Genomic DNA, 16021 nt, shown 5'->3' on the forward strand with positions numbered 1-16021 from the left:
GAGGCAATCGTACGTATTGGGAGGAATGCTAATGTATTACGGGATCTGGTTTCAATAACGCCTGAGACCCTGCCCGTTTGGTTCGGGGGGCCTTTGGCGCTGCCCTGAAAACTCATTTGCATTTCACTATGCTCGCACTTTGGAGCACCCCAATGTTTCGCTTTTTCGAAAATCTGATCGACCCCTATTGTGACTACGTCGAATCCGACACGCCGCCAACGCGGTTGTGGCCGTTTTTGCGCGATTATGCACAGCCGTTCAAACGCATCTTTTGGCTGACTGCCATCATGTCGGTGATCGTGGCGGCGATTGAAATCGGCCTGATCTATTACATGGGGCGGGTGGTTGACCTTTTGTCAGGTGAACCGGCGCAGGTCTGGGCCGAATACGGCACGGAGTTAATTGTTCTGGCTGTATTAATTCTGACGGTGCGGCCCGCTTTACAATTGTTCGACGTGCTGTTGCTCAACAATACGATCCTGCCCAACTTTGGCACCTTGATCCGATGGCGGGCGCATAAACATGTGTTGCGTCAGTCGGTGGGGTGGTTTGAAAATGATTTTGCCGGGCGGATCGCCAACCGGATCATGCAAACACCTCCGGCCGCGGGCGAAGTGGTGTTCCAAGTGTTTGACGCCATTACTTTTGCTTTGGCCTATCTGATCGGGGCGGCAATCCTGTTGATGGCGGCAGATCCACGTCTATTGGTACCGTTGGTAATCTGGTTTGGGTTGTATGCGCTTCTGACCAAATGGACGGTCAAACGGGTTGGCCCGGCCTCCCAGGCCGCCTCTGATGCGCGGTCAACGGTGACTGGACGGGTGGTCGATAGCTATTCAAATATTCATTCGGTCAAAATGTTCGCCCACCACAATCGCGAGCTGAGTTTTGCGAAAGAGGCCATAGAGGGCACCCGCAAGACGTTCCAGGCCGAAATGCGGATCTATACGATCATGGACGCGGTTCTGGTTACATTGAATGGTTTGTTGATCGTCGGCGTTGTTGGGTGGGGAATTGCCCTGTGGATGCAGGGGTCGGCCTCGGTCGGGGTGGTAGCGGCGGCAACGGCGTTGACCCTGCGATTGAACGCGATGACCGGCTGGATCATGTGGGCGCTGACCACGTTCTTCCGCCAACTGGGTGTTGTGGCCGAAGGGATGGAGACCATTGCCCAGCCTATCGATCTGGTGGATGCAGCCAATGCAGAACCGTTGCGTCTGACAGAGGGCAAAATCGAACTGCGCAATCTGTCCCATCATTATGGGCGCGAGGCTGGGGGTCTGGATCAGATAAACCTGACCATACGACCGGGTGAAAAGATTGGTTTGATCGGCAGGTCAGGTGCCGGGAAATCGACCTTGGTCAAACTGTTGCTTCGCTTTTATGACGCGGATCGGGGGCAAATCCTGATTGATGGGCAGGACCTGCGCGCCGTGACCCAGGACAGTCTGCGCAGCCACATTGGCATGGTGCAGCAGGACAGTTCGCTGTTGCATCGGTCAGTGCGTGACAACATCCTGTATGGCCGCCCCGATGCGACAGAGGCTGAAATGCTGGGTGCTGCCAGTCAGGCAGAAGCCCATGAATTCATTCTGGACCTTGAGGATCCACAGGGGCGCGGCGGCTATGACGCCCATGTGGGCGAGCGCGGGGTGAAACTTTCCGGTGGACAACGCCAGCGGGTCACTCTGGCGCGGGTCATTCTGAAAGATGCACCAATTCTGCTCTTGGATGAGGCAACTTCGGCTTTAGATAGTGAAGTCGAGGCCGCCATTCAGGACACGCTTTATGGCATGATGCAGGGGAAAACCGTGATAGCCATTGCGCATAGATTGTCGACGATCGCCCAGATGGACCGAATTCTGGTGATGGACCAGGGTCGGATCGTGGAAGAGGGCAACCATTCCGAGTTGCTGGGCGCTCAGGGTCTGTATTCGCAATTTTGGGCACGTCAATCTGGCGGGTTCCTCAATCCGGAGGCCGCTGAATGAGGCTGGGCCACCTGATCAACCCGTTTGGATCGGACCACACCCCTCCACCGGAAACTCTGGGCGCATTCCTGCGCTGGGCCTTAAAGGGGGCCTGGCCGGTCCTGTTTGTGGCAGCCTTCTTTTCTGCTTCGGCTGGCGCGATGGAAGCGGGAACTGCCTGGATCCTGGGGCAGGTGATTGACACTGCGGTGGCGACCGGGACTGACGGGTTTTTTGATCCGCGCAATGTCGGAATGATGGTTGCGGCTGTGGCCTTTTTCATGCTGTTGCGCCCGGCGTTGTTCGGGATGTCGGCGCTGTTCAACAACTATGTGGTCATGCCCAATGTGATGCCTTTGGTGTTGGCCAAACTGAATCGCTGGACGTTGGGTCAATCGGTGACCTATTTCGACGATGATTTCGCGGGGCGGATCGCGCAGAAACAGGTGCAGACATCGAATGCCGTGGCATCGGTGGTATCCGAGATCATCAGCGCCATCGTGTTTTCGCTGGCGTCTCTGGTTGGCGCGTTGGCACTTCTTGGATCGATTCATCCATATGTAGTGCTGCCGTTTATCGGTTGGTTGGCGATCTATTTCTTTCTGATCCGCTGGTATTTGCCGCGGATTCGAAAACGCTCGGCGGCGCGGGCCGGCGCGCGCGCCACTGTGACCGGGCAGGTGGTCGATACCATTACCAATATCAAGACGGTCAAGCTGTTTGCGTCTGCAAACCACGAAGACATTGCCGCCCGTGATGCCATGGTGACCTACCGGGAGCGCGCACTGGAATTTGGTGCGATGGCAGCGTCCTTTCGGTTTCTCCTGATGGCGCTGGCCGGAGTCCTGCCGGTATTACTGATCGGAGCCACATTGCTGTTGTGGCGCAACGGAATGGCAACCGCTGGGGACATTGCAGCGATTGGGAATGTTGCAATTCGCATCGCTCAGATGACTGGCTGGGTCAGCTTTACGCTGATGGGCATGTACGCGAATATCGGCGAGGTAGAGAATGGCATGCGCACCCTGGCACCTGCACGCCGCATAGAAGACTCTGAAAACGCACCGGACCTGAAGGTCGCGGGAGGAGAGATCCGGTTCGAGAACACCGGTTTTGCCTATGGGCGGGACATCGGCGGGGTTCAGGACATTTCTCTGACCATTGCTCCGGGTGAAAAGCTGGGTATTGTCGGCGCGTCAGGAGCGGGTAAATCGACACTGGTTTCGCTTTTGTTGCGGCTCTATGACGGAGAAAATGGCCGAATTCTGATTGATGATCAGGATATTTCGACCATCACTCAGGACAGCCTGCGCCGTCAGATCGGCATGGTTACCCAGGAAACCGCGATGTTCAATCGTTCGGCGCGGGACAATATCCTGTATGGCCGGCCCAATGCGTCTGAGGCCGAGGTTATCGCTGCTGCGAAAAAGGCTGAAGCGCATGAGTTCATTTGTGGATTGCAGGATGGAAAGGGACGCCAGGCCTATGATGCGCATTTGGGTGAGCGCGGTGTCAAATTGTCGGGTGGTCAACGACAGCGGATTGCATTGGCCCGCGCGATCCTCAAAGACGCTCCGGTTCTGGTGCTGGACGAAGCGACCTCGGCATTGGATTCCGAGGTCGAAGCCAGTATTCAGACGGCATTGCACCGGGTGATGCAGGGCAAAACCGTTTTGGCCATTGCGCACCGTTTGTCGACGCTCAGCGAAATGGACCGGATCATTGTGCTGGACAACGGTCGCATTGTCGAAGAAGGCAGTCACGAAACATTATTGGTCCAAGGCGGGCTGTACGCCCAGTTCTGGCATCGCCAATCTGGCGGGTTCATTAAAACCGACGCTGACGTCGAAGCTGCTGAATGAGGTTTCCGCTCTTTCTCCAGCTGCCAAGTCAGGCTATTGAGCGGCCATGAACACCACAGTCACAATCAATCGTTTGGGACATCAAGGCGACGGCGTCGCCGATGGTCCCTTGTTTGCAACGCGCACCCTGCCAGGTGAAATCGTTAGCGGTTTCGCCAAAGGTACCCAGCTGACCGATATCCGGATTGAAACGCCGTCCGAACACCGCGTAGCCGCCCCGTGTCGCCATTACAAATCCTGCGGCGGGTGCCAATTGCAACATGCCGACGACGGATTTGTTGCAGCGTGGAAACTGGACATCGTACGCCACGCCCTGGCCGCGCAGGGGTTGGAAACCGAAATGCGACCGATCCACACATCGCCACCACACAGCCGTCGTCGGGCAACTCTGGCAGCCCGTCGAACAAAAAAAGGCGCTTTGGTTGGATTTCATGGCCGGGCGACAGATGTGATCACCGAAATTTCCGACTGCCAGTTGTTGGAGCCGGTTTTGATGGGGGCTATTCCAGTGGCCGAAGATCTGGCCATTTTCGGAGCCAGCCGCAAAACACCCTTGGCAGTGACCGTGACCCAGTCCGACATCGGTTTGGATGTGTTGGTCCAACACGGCAAACCATTGGATAGCGAACTGCGACAGCAGTTGGCGATGCTGGTCGACAAATACAGTCTGGCGCGCCTGGCCTGGGATGACGAACTGATCGGGATGGAGCGCCCTCCGACACAGCCATTTGGCGATGCCCGCGTTTGCCCACCTCCCGGTGCCTTTCTCCAGGCCACCCGAGACGGCGAGGCCGCATTGTTGCATGCTGTGGAAGAAGTCACCCAGGGTGCGCGGCGTATTGTTGATTTGTTTGCGGGTTGCGGAACCTTCTCTTTGCCTTTGGCGCGCACGGCCCAGGTTCACGCCGTTGAAGGCGACGCCAATATGATCCGTGCATTGGACGCTGGCTGGCGGATGGCGCAAGGATTGAAGCAGGTAACCTCGGAGACCCGGGATCTGTTTCGCAGACCGGTTTTGCCGGACGAACTGAACCCATTTGGCGCACCATTCGAAGCAGCGGTGATTGACCCGCCTCGCGCCGGGGCAGAAGCTCAGATTGCCGAACTGGCCAAAGCTCAAACCGCAAGGATCGCATATGTTAGCTGCAACCCGGTGACGTTTGCCCGGGATGCCAAGGCTCTTGTATCTGCCGGTTACACGCTTAACTGGGTGCAAACAGTGGATCAGTTCCGCTGGTCCGCGCATACCGAACTTGCCGCTTCATTTTCGCTTTGATTGACAGATTGTTCTGATGACACAAACCGTGACACCTTCGAAGACTTCAGCCCTGATCCGATTTTTGGAAAAACCGGGTTTTGGGCAGTTGATCACCGGAGTCATCCTGGTCAATGCCGTTTTGCTGGGGATGGAGACGTCGCCAACCTTGATGGCTCGCTTTGGCGAGATGATCCTGTTGCTCGACAAGATCTGCCTGGCGATCTTTGTTATCGAAATCCTGTTAAAGCTCGTTGCCTATAGGGTCCGTTTCTTTTTCAACGGCTGGAACCTGTTTGATTTTGTGATTGTCGGCATCGCGCTGGTGCCGGCCGCACAGGGGCTGTCCGTTCTCAGGGCGCTCAGGATTCTACGGGTATTGCGCGTTATTTCGGTGGCTCCACGGCTGCGACGCGTGGTCGAAGGTTTCATCACCGCGCTGCCGGGCATGGGAAGCGTGTTCCTGTTGATGGCAATCATTTTCTATATTGGTTCGGTGATCGCCACCAAACTGTTTGCCAGCACTTTTCCCGAATGGTTCGGCACCCTGGGGCTGAGCGCATATTCGCTTTTCCAGATCATGACTCTGGAGAGTTGGTCTATGGGTATCGTGCGACCCGTGATGGTGATCTACCCCTACGCGTGGGTGTTTTTTGTGCCCTTCATCATGGTTACGACATTCGCAGTGGTGAACCTGCTGGTGGGTTTGATCGTGAATTCAATGCAGGACGCACACCATGAAGAGGATGGCGAGCGAACCGACGCCTACCGGGATGAGGTTCTGAGCCGGCTTGAAGCGATTGAACAGCGTTTGAGTGAGCACACCGGCGCTCAGACAAAGAAGTGATTTTGAACCCACCCTGAAACCCAGTAAGGGAAAAGGGGCAGAACAATCGGATTGAGATGCAGGTTATGGAACGACGTGTATTTGGAATTGGAGCAATTGCCGCCTTGTCTCTGGCGGGATGCGGCGCGTCGAGAGGCCCTAGCAAATTTCGTCGCTACAATGGACCCAAGGTGACATCGGTGGTGGTGAACAAGGGTGCACGCAAGATGTACCTGATGCATGATGAAAAGATTCTACGCGAATACAAGGTAGATCTGGGGTTTGCGCCCAATGGAGACAAGAAGATCGAAGGGGACGGAAAGACACCCGAAGGTTCCTATCTGATCGACCGGCGCAATCCCAACAGCTCGTTTCATCTGTCAATTGGGATTTCTTATCCCAATTCCAGAGATATCGCCGAGGCAAAGGCTATCGGCAAAAAGCCTGGAGGCGAAATTTTCATCCATGGGCAACCAAACTTGTTGCGCGATCTGAAACGCGCCCGCAAGACACCGGATTGGACAGCTGGTTGCATTGCCGTCAAAAACCACGAGATTGAAGAAATTTATGCCATGGTGCAGGACGGCACTCTGATTTCACTCCGGCCGTGACGCGCAAAAGTTTTGAAAAACTTTTGCCAATACTTTTCTAAAAGTATTGGCTGGTGGCGGATCAGCCGCCCATAATCAATGTCCACCACAGTTTGCCGCTGGATTCCTGGTGCCATGCGAAACCCATGTTCGTGGCATTGGCGTCCAGAATGACGCTGCGGGTTCCTGGTTCTTCCATCCAGGCCGCCAGAGTTTCCAATTCGGTTTCATAGGTTTCAGAAATCACTTCGCCCAGCATTGGTCCATTGTAACCAGCACGAGCGACACGATCGAGCGGAGACGATCCATCAGACCCAAAATGCCACGGGCGGTTCTGAACCGACATATCGCGAGAGTGAGTTGCTGCAGCGGCAGTCAACTGAGCATTCAGCTGGACCGGTGATTGGTTTGCCGCCTGGCGCAGGGCGTTCACCGAATCGAGAATCCGGAATTGCAGCTTCCCAGTTTCGCCGCCCCGAATGCGATAGGCTTTTGGAAGGGGTTTACCGTCGGATCCCAGTTGGTTGCTGGACGGAACCGGCGTACAAGCTGCTAGCGCCGTGAAAACGACCAGAACAATCGAAATAATCCGCACAGTTTCAGCTCCTTGCTGTCCAATGTATCAAGTTCACTTAACCTGCGATTCCGAGCGGCGCAAATCAACAAGCCAATTACTGCCACACTTCAAGCTGGTTTGATTTGCGACTGCGGCTTTCCGGTCATATTATGCCCGGTAATCGAGGATTCAGACCCCAGGTTGGTTATCACATGTCTCACAATGAATTCAAATTCCCGTCGCGCCGACAGTTTATTGCCGGTTCTGCTGCCCTGATCGGCGCACCTGCTTGGGCGCAGGATCTTTCGGAAGTCGAAGAAACGCAGGAATACGACCCCCTGCGCCCGCCGCCAGAGCCGGAGCCAGCGGTCCGCCGTAACATTTCATCGTTCCGTTCCCTGGACTGGCGTCCATACTTTAGCGGGCTGAAGGGCGGAGCGATCTTGGTAGATACTCAGTCGCGTGCGTTGCACTATTGGTCCGCAGATGAATCTGTTTACAAGCTTTATCCTTCGTCGGTGCCTTTGTCCGAAGAAATGACCCGTCGCGGGCGAACCAGTGTCATTCGCAAAGTCGAGGGACCCAGCTGGGCACCGACACCGTCGATGAAGAAGCGGAACCCGGAATGGCCAAGTTTCATTCCTCCGGGGCCAGACAATCCCTTGGGAACACACGCATTGTATCTGTCTTGGAAATACTACCGTATTCACGGCACACACGACACGCGCAAAATTGGTCGAAGATCGTCCAACGGCTGCATTGGTCTATATAATGAACATATTGCAGAACTGTTCTCGATGGCCAAGGTTGGAACCCAAGTGTTGCTAATTTGACGACATTTCGGTGCATAGACGGGTGTTTAGGAAAACAAGCATTTGCAATCAGCCCATTTTGCTGCAAAGAAAAACATACGAGGTAAGTCTTGGGTGCGTGGTACGGATTCGTCTGTTCTGCGCGAATTCTGGAGGTTAATATGAAAAAACTCGTTCTCGCCGCTGCTCTGACTGGTGCTGCTTCGACCGCCTTTGCTGGCAACGTTGCTGAGCCTATTGTTGAAGCACCGGTTATCGTTGAGCAAACCACAAGCTCTTCCAGCGGCATCCTGCTGCCGCTGTTGCTGCTGGTTCTGGTTGGCGCAGCTGTTGCAAGCAACTAATTGCTTGTACGCTGAATACCAAAGAAAAGGCGATGGGTTTTCCCATCGCCTTTTTTATTGCCTGAGGCAATTGTTGTGATGGGTGCGTGCAAGCACACACCCTACAGTCCAAACCTCAGGTGACTTCGGAGAGTACCTGGTTCAATGCCCAAAGGATCATATCGACATCTTGGGTATCAATTGTCAGGGGTGGGCGAATTTTCAGGATATTATCCTTGGGTCCTTCGCTGCCGATCAGGATGCGGAAATCGCGCATTCGGTTTTTGACATAGGAACAGATCTGCGTGGCTTCGGTCCCATCCGGGTTGACCATCTCCACTCCGACAAACAACCCCATCCCCCGCACGTCGCCGATACATGCATGTGTTTGCTTCAAAGTTGCGAGTCCATCAATCAGCCTGGCACCCATGACGCGTGCATTGTCCTGAAGGTTTTCGTCATCGACAATATCCAGGACCTCTTTGCCAATGCGGCATGACAGGGTTGATCCCCCAAAGGTCGAGAAGAATTCGATCCCGTTGTCAAAACTTGCTGCTATGGCTTTGGTTGTGACCAGCACACCCAGTGGATGACCATTGCCGATCGGTTTACCCATGACAACAATATCAGGCAGGGCACCTTGATGTTCAAAACCAAAATAATAGTGCCCCAATCTGCCCAGTCCGGTCTGGACTTCGTCTGCTATGCAGACACCACCCTCTGCGCGGATTTTGTCGTAGACAGCAGCCAGATAGCCCGGAGGCGGAATGATCTGGCCGCCGACCGAAGGAAAAGTTTCGGCAATGAAGCCAGCCAGCCCGTGTCCTTTGGCCTGGAGACGTTCGATAGCCTGGTCCACAAGCTCGGCAAACTTGGTAGCCCGATCTGGGTCGTTGCGTTTGAATGACCCGCGATAGTCATCCGCTACTTCGACAAGTTCGACCCAATCCGCCTGACCGGTTCCACCGGGTTTGTTGAATTTGTAGGCCGAAATGTCGATCGTTCCGGTGGTGTTGCCGTGATAGCCGTGGTCGGGTGTGACCATCCCGCGCGCACCGGTATGTGCACGGGCCAGACGCAGGGCCAGTTCATTGGCTTCCGTTCCCGAATTCACAAAGAAACAAACCTCGAAGTGGTCTGGCAATTTGGACAGTATCTTGTCGGCGAATGCCGTCTGGGCAGGGTGCAGATAGCGGGTGTTCGAGTTCATCCGTTTCAACTGGTCTGCGGCAACGGATTGGATCCGGGGGTGCGCGTGACCCACGTGGGGAACATTGTTGTAGGCGTCCAGATAAGGGCGGCCCCATTCATCGAACAAGTGATGCTTCCAACCGCGCACCAACATGACCGGGTCATTGTAGGTGAGGCTGAGGTTGCCACCAAAATGGTCGCGGCGGTCTTGTAGTACTCCCGCCTTGTCGGTCGGGTGATAACGCACCAGATCGTCAGCGAGGTTCAGCAGCGCCGCCGGATTGGGGCAGATTGCGCGCCACAAATACATCTCGTCCGGGTCGCCGACACCGGGCCAATCGGCCTCGATCCCTTGGGTGGTCAGCGCAAGTTGGAAATGCACATGCGGGGCCCAGCCACCATTCTGCGTGGGGTCTCCCAGACGGCAGAACTGTTGGCCCTTTTCGATGACATCGCCGGGTTTCAGATGGTCCAGAAATTCGGGGTTCAGGTGACCATAGAGCGTATAGAACGGGTCTCCATCCGGTGTTTTATGCCGCAGGATGATCACCCCGCCATAGTCCAGATGACCGGCGCGATATTCGGCGACAAAAACCTCGCCACGCAGCGGCGCGAACATTGGCGTTTCGGCAGGGGCGAATGCATCGACCGCCAGATGCACGGTGCGCCGGTCGCTGGCCTTCCATGGCCCTTTGCGAAAGGCCGGTTCAGCATAGATCAGCCGCGGTTCGTGGTAATAGCCCAGCCAGATGCGGCCATTGTCTTCGAACTCCTCACCTACGCGGGCGGCTTCCTCCAGCGGCATGTGAAACGGGTTCTGCGGCCAGGTGGAGTGTTCCACCGACAGCGACCCCAGCGGCGCGTCGCCCAGATCCTCACCCATCAGCGGAGCGAAATTACCGCGCTCGTTGTTCAACCACGCCATTACCCGATCTGCGCCGTCCACCACAGGCAGCCCACAGGCCGCGCGCAGGCGGGCAGTGATCAGGGCGGGGTTGATGTCCTGAGCTTCGAGGAAACGCCAGGCAGGTGCCTGCGAGATCGTCACATAGGGGTCGTTCGGGTTAGCCGCTGCCATCAGCCTTGAATTCACCACGCTGACAGCCAGGCGGGTCCGCAGCAAAGGCCAGATCAGGTCAACTTCATTCGGTGTCAACGAATTGGCCGAATGGTACCCGGCCACCAGCGCGGCCAACGCGGCTTCGGGTGCTGGGTGGTCCAGCACGATGTAGGCAGCAGCAATCGCAAGGTCGCAGATCCGGGGTGCGCGGCACATATCGCCTAGGTCGATAAGGCCCGAAATGGTGCGCGGTTCGTTCAGGGTCCCTGTGACGAGAATATTGTAATCATTGGCATCATTGTGGATCGCCTGTTTGGGAAGCCGGGCCAACGCAGATGTCAGGGCTGTGAAATCGGTATGGATTTGCTCCAGGATTGCATGGCGTTTGGGGTCGACCACCACATCCAGATCCTCGCCAATCCACCCGGCGTTCATCAGGTCCCATTTAAAATCTCGGTCCAGACCTTTGTGGTCGAAATCTTCCAACGCTTTGGCAGCCCCGCCCAAAGCCTCGCCAACCCCATGGATCAGGTCAGGACGTTTGGGCTCGGTCTGGGCATAGCAGCGACCTGGTAGACGTTCGAGAACCCAAACCAGCCGCTGTGCCCCCTGGTCGTCGGCAAGTGTCACGACCGAACTGTGATCAGAGGCGCGAATGACAGCAGGAAACGGAAGCTCTGGCGACACCGCCCGGATGTGGTCCAGCGCCTTGATCTGCATGTCGACCAACCAGGATTCACAATCGGGCCGCATGGCCTTGAGGATATACCCGGTCCCATCCGACGCAGTCGCCAGAAAGTTCAGGTCGTATTCACCGTCCAACCGTGTCAGATCGGCGCGAATTCCCCAATTATCCAACAGGGCACTGGCCCAATGTGTGTTGCTCATTCCTTGCTCCCCGGTCCAGTAGAATTCCAGATCCAATATTGGATCCTATTTGAACCGGGTCGGTCGTTTAGTCCAGCCACCCTTTGAGATTGTCCTGAATGATGGATGACAAAGCCGAAATATGGGCGTCCTGATCATTCAGGCAGGGGATATAGGTAAAGCGCTCGCCGCCCGCATGTTCAAAACTCTCGCGAATCTCTTCGTTGATCTCCTCGAGCGTTTCGATGCAATCGGCAGAAAAGGCCGGAGCGACAACCGCGATGTTCTTTTTGCCTTGCTTGGCCAACTCGGCAACATGATCGACGGTATAGGGTTTCAACCATTCTTCGGGGCCGAATTTGGACTGAAAGGTGCTGATGATATCCGTGTCGGTCCAGCCCAGGCGCTCTTTCAGCAGGCGCGTGGTTTTCTGGCATTGGCAGTGATACGGATCACCCTGTTGCAGATACCGTTCCGGCATTCCGTGGTAGGAAACAACGAGGATATCAGGTTTGCTGTCCAGCGCGGCATAGGCCGTTTCGACTGATCCAGCCAGGGCGTCAATATAGGCTGGTTGGTCGAAATAGGCGGGTACTGTACGTGCAGAAGGCTGCCAGGTTTCGTCCATCAGGGCGCGAAAGAACTGGTCATTGGCGGTCGCGGATGTGGCACCGGCGTATTGTGGGTAAAGCGGAAAGAACAGAATTCGGGTACATCCGGCGGCGACCATTTCCTGCACCTTGGATTTGGTCGACGGGTTGCCGTACCGCATACAGAAATCGACCATGACCCGGTCGCCATATCGGTCGGCCATCGCGGTGGTGATCTTGGCGGTCTGATCCTTGGTGATGGTCATCAATGGGCTTTCGCCCTGGTCGTGGTTCCAGATGGATTTATACGCCGCGCCCGAACTGAACGGCCGTTTCGTGAGGATGATTGCTTGCAACAGCGGTTGCCATTTCCATTTCGGATAATCGATCACCCGTTGATCCGACAGGAATTCATTCAGATACCGCCGCATTGGCCAGTATGTGTAGTCATCCGGCGTGCCCAGGTTGGCCAGCAGAACACCCACCTTTTCTGATGGAACCTTTGGATGGTTCGCCGGGGCGTGGGCGGGGCAGGTGGCTTGGGATTTGGCGTCCAGCATGGCGGGTCCTGTCAGTCTGAGGGCGTATGGGATCGAGATAAGCGGAAACCGTGCCGGGTCAATCAGGCAATTTTGTCTCAGGCACTTTCAAGGCATCGGCCAACCGGGATTTTGCCGATCCGGGACGCAGCGGTTTGGGTTGGCTGTCAGACGGGGACCATCCGGTCAGGCATATGATTTCGAACATCGCCGGAATGCGACCTTTGGCGGTGGCGAAATGTTCAAAATACAATCTGTTGGCCTCGTCAAACAGGGTGCGGGTGGTGGGCTTGCGCAGCCGTGCCGACATGGCGTTGGTTTCGCCCATGTGGCGCAGGTCGTGCATCAGATGCCAAATGTCGCGGTATTCTGCGGTTAATGGTACCACGTCAGCCACAGGCAGATTCACCCCGGCGCGTTGCAGCAATCCACCCAGATCACGGATTTCCGCCATTGGCGCGACACGCGGTGAAAGCCCGCCAGACACGCGGGTCTCGGCTTCGGCCAGGACGGCGCGCAATTGGTGCAGGGTTTGCCCGCCCAAGGCTACAACCAGCAGCAGACCGTCTTCTTTCAGCGCGCGACGGCATTGGATCAACTGGCCAACCGGGTCATTGGCCCAATGCAGCCCCATGGCGTGGATCACCAGATCGTGTGAGCTTGGCTCCAGATCCAGCACGTCGTCATCCGGAACGATTGTGGCATTCGGAAAACCCGGGGCCCAGAAATCTGGGACTGGGGTCACAATCGCCGGGGTTGTAAAGATTCTGTTAACCATAGAGAGGCGATCCTGTACCTCGTCCAACGCCGTCTGATGCAGGAACAACGCGTCCGGGCGAATGCGGGCGCGGTGCGCGATCAGCGCAGTCCTGTCAAAAAGTGGGGCCTGATTCGGAGTCTGGTTCGGTGCTTGAGTCATGGGGGCTAACTAAAGTGATGTGGTCCGGTTTTCAAACAGCAGTTCGTCTCGTCTATCCGTCGCGATGCCTGGGGTGTGGTGATATGGTCGACAGCGACTTTGGCCTATGCGGGCCGTGCTGGCGGGATACGCCATTTGTGTCAGGCACGGTATGCGAAGCCTGCGGAACCCCGGTGATGGGTGCCCCGGACGGATTTCGGATCGAATGTGATGATTGTATGGAACGGCCGCGCCCGTGGAACATGGGGCGGTCGGCGCTGGTCTATGAAGGGCGGGCGCGCAAGTTGGTGTTGGCGTTGAAACATGGTGATCGGCCTGAAATCGCCCGTCCGGCGGCGCTGTGGATGGCCCGGGCGGCGAAACCCTTCCTGCGACCGAACCTTTTGATTGCGCCGGTGCCGTTGCATTGGACCAGGCTGGTCCAGCGTCGCTATAATCAGGCGGCGCTGTTGGCGCAGGCGTTGGCTGATGAAACCGGTTTGAGCTGGTGTCCGGATCTGTTGGTTCGAACTCGTCGTACCCCGATGCTGGACCACAAGGGCGTAGATCAGCGGTTCGCAACGCTAACCGATGCCATTACAGATCATCGCAAGCGACGACACAGGATGGCAGCCCGCGATATTGTGTTGGTGGATGATGTGATGACATCAGGCGCAACGCTGACCGCCTGCGCCAACGCCTGTTTACAGGCTGGCGCACGTGAGGTGTTTGTCATCACTTTGGCACGGGCTTGTCGGGACCGATAGATTGCGGACATCCAGGTCCAACCGGCTCTCTCATAGGGAAAGGAGGTGATCACCTTGTCGTGAAATGGTGGCGACAGTTGCAATGACTCCCTAAATCGCTCAAAACATCATCAAACCCGAATAGGAGCCACCGCATGAAGCCGGTTGAAATCTATACATCGCCTCTGTGTGGCTTCTGCCATGCCGCCAAACGACTGTTGAATCAAAAGGGCGTAGAGTTCTCGGAAATCGACGTGCTGGTACATCCCAAGCGCAAAGCCGAGATGATCGACCGTGCCAACGGTGGGCGTACAGTACCGCAGATTTTCATCGGGGAAACCCACGTGGGCGGCTGCGACGACCTGTTTGCACTTGAAAATGCGGGCAAGCTTGACCCGCTGTTGGCGGCCTGATTGATGCGGACCGCGCTGCTTCAGCTGACCTCTTCGGATGACCCGGTCGAAAACCTGGCTACGGTCACTGACATGATCAACACGGCTGTTGCGGGCGGTGCCGGATTTGTGCTGACCCCGGAAGTCACCAATTGTCTGTCCACATCGCGACGCCATCAAAAGGCGGTGCTTTGTCACGAAGAGGACGACGCGACTCTGGCCGCATTGCGCCAGGAGGCGGCGCGCCACGGAATATGGCTGTTGTTGGGGTCGCTGGGGATCAAGACCCACGATGACGATGGGCGCTTTGCAAATCGACAGTTCCTGATAGCCCCGGACGGCGAAATCGCAGCACGATACGACAAGATCCACATGTTCGATGTTCAGGTGTCACCCGAAGAGACATATCGAGAATCAGATGGCTATCGCCCGGGGACACAGGCAGTGGTGGCTGAAACGCCTTTTGCCTGCATTGGCATGACCATTTGCTATGACGTGCGTTTCCCGCGTCTGCACCGGGCCCTGGCGCAGAGTGGCGCACAGATTCTGACTGCACCCGCAGCGTTTTCCTATGTAACGGGCGCGGCGCATTGGCATGCACTGTTGCGGGCGCGGGCAATTGAAACCGGGTGTTTCGTCGTGGCCCCGGCTCAGACGGGGAAACACAAATCCAGCCGAGGTCAAAGCCGCCAGACCTATGGTCATAGCCTGGTTGTGGCACCCTGGGGCGAGATTTTGTTGGACGCTGGTGAAGACCCAGGCGTGAGTTTCGTTGATCTGGACATGGGTTTGGTGGCACAAGCACGCAAACGCGTACCTTCACTGACCCACGATCGTGAATTTGACGGACCCTGAAACGGACCCGAAATGGATGACAACAACGCATTGGCTGTTTCGCTTTTCAGCGAAATTCTTATGGCGGACCAGCTTGCCCGGTCTCGCCTGACTCGTGCGTTGCCGCGCGGCATGGAACTGTCGCATTTTTCGGTGCTGAATCATTTGGTTCGGGTAGGGTTGGAACGGACACCCGCGCAATTGGCCAAGACGTTCCACGTCACCCGTGGGGCAATGACCAATACGTTGGGCAAGCTCGAGATGGCCGGGTATATCCATATTCGCCCGGATTGGGACGATGCCCGACGCAAGATGGTTGCCATCAGCCCGGCAGGGCGAAACGCGCGGGATGCAGCTATCGCCGGAATCGCGCCAATCATTTCCGAAGTGGTTGCCGAATTGGGTCAGGATCGGGTCAAGGCAACATTGCCCATCCTGCGCGAACTGCGGACCAAGTTGGAAAATGACGGTTAGGGTGTGATCGCCTGATCCAGGGTTCTGTGATGGATGGTCATGCAGCCCAGGTGACAACCGAAATGAAAAACGGGACGTCTATCCCCAAACGTCCCGTTCTTCGCTCCAAAATGCCCCGTGAGTGTATTTTGGCTTTTGGATAAACCCAGCTCTTGAGGAACATGGGGTATTACTCACTCGGTGAAGACCTCTCGGTCTGCTTTTGTGGCGTTGGCCGTTCCGCCTGTCCACCTACT

The 16021-nt window shown here is 56.3% G+C and carries 15 protein-coding genes; 11 read left to right on the forward strand and 4 right to left on the reverse strand.

Annotated elements, in window-relative coordinates:
* Positions 1-152: 152 nt before the first annotated feature.
* The 5 genes from K3727_01160 (at position 153) to K3727_01180 (ending at position 6524) form a co-directional block, all read left to right on the forward strand.
* Positions 153-1991 (forward strand): ABC transporter ATP-binding protein/permease, encoded by a 1839-nt coding sequence (locus tag K3727_01160; GenBank protein ID UWQ91457.1) that lies wholly within the window; start codon positions 153-155, stop codon positions 1989-1991.
* On the forward strand, positions 1988-3832 hold the full coding sequence (locus K3727_01165) for an ABC transporter ATP-binding protein/permease (GenBank protein ID UWQ91458.1): 1845 nt from the start codon (positions 1988-1990) through the stop codon (positions 3830-3832). Before K3727_01160 ends, K3727_01165 begins: the two co-directional genes overlap by 4 nt.
* Before the next feature lie 46 nt (positions 3833-3878).
* Positions 3879-5108, forward strand: coding sequence for a class I SAM-dependent RNA methyltransferase (locus K3727_01170; protein UWQ91459.1), 1230 nt, complete (start codon positions 3879-3881; stop codon positions 5106-5108).
* Positions 5109-5124: 16 nt separating this feature from the next.
* Complete coding sequence (locus tag K3727_01175; protein ID UWQ91460.1) at positions 5125-5934, forward strand: ion transporter; 810 nt, start codon at positions 5125-5127, stop codon at positions 5932-5934.
* Positions 5935-5999: 65 nt separating this feature from the next.
* Positions 6000-6524 (forward strand): L,D-transpeptidase family protein, encoded by a 525-nt coding sequence (locus K3727_01180; GenBank protein ID UWQ91461.1) that lies wholly within the window; start codon positions 6000-6002, stop codon positions 6522-6524.
* Positions 6525-6585: 61 nt separating this feature from the next.
* Here K3727_01180 and K3727_01185 read toward each other — a convergent pair whose 3' ends face one another.
* Positions 6586-7092, reverse strand: a complete 507-nt coding sequence (locus K3727_01185) for a CAP domain-containing protein (GenBank protein ID UWQ93226.1) — start codon at positions 7090-7092, stop codon at positions 6586-6588.
* 179 nt (positions 7093-7271) lie between these two features.
* Here K3727_01185 and K3727_01190 point away from each other — a divergent pair, with 179 nt between their 5' ends.
* A complete protein-coding gene (locus K3727_01190; GenBank protein UWQ91462.1) occupies positions 7272-7892 on the forward strand; it encodes a L,D-transpeptidase in 621 nt (206 codons plus the stop codon).
* A gap of 140 nt (positions 7893-8032) precedes the next feature.
* Entirely contained in the window at positions 8033-8215 is a 183-nt protein-coding gene (locus K3727_01195; GenBank protein ID UWQ91463.1) for a hypothetical protein, read from the forward strand.
* Positions 8216-8330: 115 nt separating this feature from the next.
* On the opposite strand, the gene K3727_01200 is transcribed toward K3727_01195, so the two are convergent.
* The 3 genes from K3727_01200 to K3727_01210 all read right to left on the reverse strand — a co-directional run bounded on the left by K3727_01200 (position 8331) and on the right by K3727_01210 (position 13360).
* On the reverse strand, positions 8331-11333 hold the full coding sequence (locus K3727_01200; GenBank protein ID UWQ91464.1) for an aminotransferase class III-fold pyridoxal phosphate-dependent enzyme: 3003 nt from the start codon (positions 11331-11333) through the stop codon (positions 8331-8333).
* Between the two features lie 67 nt (positions 11334-11400).
* On the reverse strand, positions 11401-12462 hold the full coding sequence (hemH, locus tag K3727_01205; protein UWQ91465.1) for a ferrochelatase: 1062 nt from the start codon (positions 12460-12462) through the stop codon (positions 11401-11403).
* Positions 12463-12520: 58 nt separating this feature from the next.
* Positions 12521-13360: a class I SAM-dependent methyltransferase gene (locus tag K3727_01210; GenBank protein UWQ91466.1), complete on the reverse strand. Its 840-nt coding sequence runs from the start codon at positions 13358-13360 to the stop codon at positions 12521-12523.
* Between the two features lie 14 nt (positions 13361-13374).
* Between K3727_01210 and K3727_01215 the strand changes: the two genes are divergently transcribed.
* The 4 genes from K3727_01215 (at position 13375) to K3727_01230 (ending at position 15785) form a co-directional block, all read left to right on the forward strand.
* Positions 13375-14106, forward strand: coding sequence for a double zinc ribbon domain-containing protein (locus K3727_01215; GenBank protein ID UWQ93227.1), 732 nt, complete (start codon positions 13375-13377; stop codon positions 14104-14106).
* A gap of 134 nt (positions 14107-14240) precedes the next feature.
* The gene (grxC, locus tag K3727_01220) at positions 14241-14498 is read left to right on the forward strand and encodes a glutaredoxin 3 (GenBank protein ID UWQ91467.1); all 258 of its coding nucleotides are present in this window, start codon (positions 14241-14243) and stop codon (positions 14496-14498) included.
* Between the two features lie 3 nt (positions 14499-14501).
* Positions 14502-15332 (forward strand): carbon-nitrogen hydrolase family protein, encoded by an 831-nt coding sequence (locus K3727_01225; protein UWQ91468.1) that lies wholly within the window; start codon positions 14502-14504, stop codon positions 15330-15332.
* A gap of 12 nt (positions 15333-15344) precedes the next feature.
* Positions 15345-15785: a MarR family winged helix-turn-helix transcriptional regulator gene (locus K3727_01230; GenBank protein UWQ91469.1), complete on the forward strand. Its 441-nt coding sequence runs from the start codon at positions 15345-15347 to the stop codon at positions 15783-15785.
* Positions 15786-16021 lie beyond the last annotated feature (236 nt).

The organism is Rhodobacteraceae bacterium M382 (assembly GCA_025141015.1).
Classification (GTDB): domain Bacteria; phylum Pseudomonadota; class Alphaproteobacteria; order Rhodobacterales; family Rhodobacteraceae; genus Aliisedimentitalea; species Aliisedimentitalea scapharcae.

Bases quoted from the DNA above. Each gene is read 5' to 3' on its own strand.
- K3727_01180 (UWQ91461.1), top strand. From the start codon at position 6,000: ATGGAACGACGTGTATTTGGAATTGGAGCAATTGCCGCCTTGTCTCTG.
- K3727_01195 (UWQ91463.1), top strand. From the start codon at position 8,033: ATGAAAAAACTCGTTCTCGCCGCTGCTCTGACTGGTGCTGCTTCGACC.
- K3727_01160 (UWQ91457.1), top strand. From the start codon at position 153: ATGTTTCGCTTTTTCGAAAATCTGATCGACCCCTATTGTGACTACGTC.
- K3727_01225 (UWQ91468.1), top strand. From the start codon at position 14,502: ATGCGGACCGCGCTGCTTCAGCTGACCTCTTCGGATGACCCGGTCGAA.
- K3727_01200 (UWQ91464.1), bottom strand. From the start codon at position 11,333: ATGAGCAACACACATTGGGCCAGTGCCCTGTTGGATAATTGGGGAATT.
- K3727_01175 (UWQ91460.1), top strand. From the start codon at position 5,125: ATGACACAAACCGTGACACCTTCGAAGACTTCAGCCCTGATCCGATTT.
- grxC (UWQ91467.1), top strand. From the start codon at position 14,241: ATGAAGCCGGTTGAAATCTATACATCGCCTCTGTGTGGCTTCTGCCAT.
- hemH (UWQ91465.1), bottom strand. From the start codon at position 12,462: ATGCTGGACGCCAAATCCCAAGCCACCTGCCCCGCCCACGCCCCGGCG.
- K3727_01190 (UWQ91462.1), top strand. From the start codon at position 7,272: ATGTCTCACAATGAATTCAAATTCCCGTCGCGCCGACAGTTTATTGCC.
- K3727_01210 (UWQ91466.1), bottom strand. From the start codon at position 13,360: ATGACTCAAGCACCGAACCAGACTCCGAATCAGGCCCCACTTTTTGAC.
- K3727_01170 (UWQ91459.1), top strand. From the start codon at position 3,879: ATGAACACCACAGTCACAATCAATCGTTTGGGACATCAAGGCGACGGC.
- K3727_01165 (UWQ91458.1), top strand. From the start codon at position 1,988: ATGAGGCTGGGCCACCTGATCAACCCGTTTGGATCGGACCACACCCCT.
- K3727_01230 (UWQ91469.1), top strand. From the start codon at position 15,345: ATGGATGACAACAACGCATTGGCTGTTTCGCTTTTCAGCGAAATTCTT.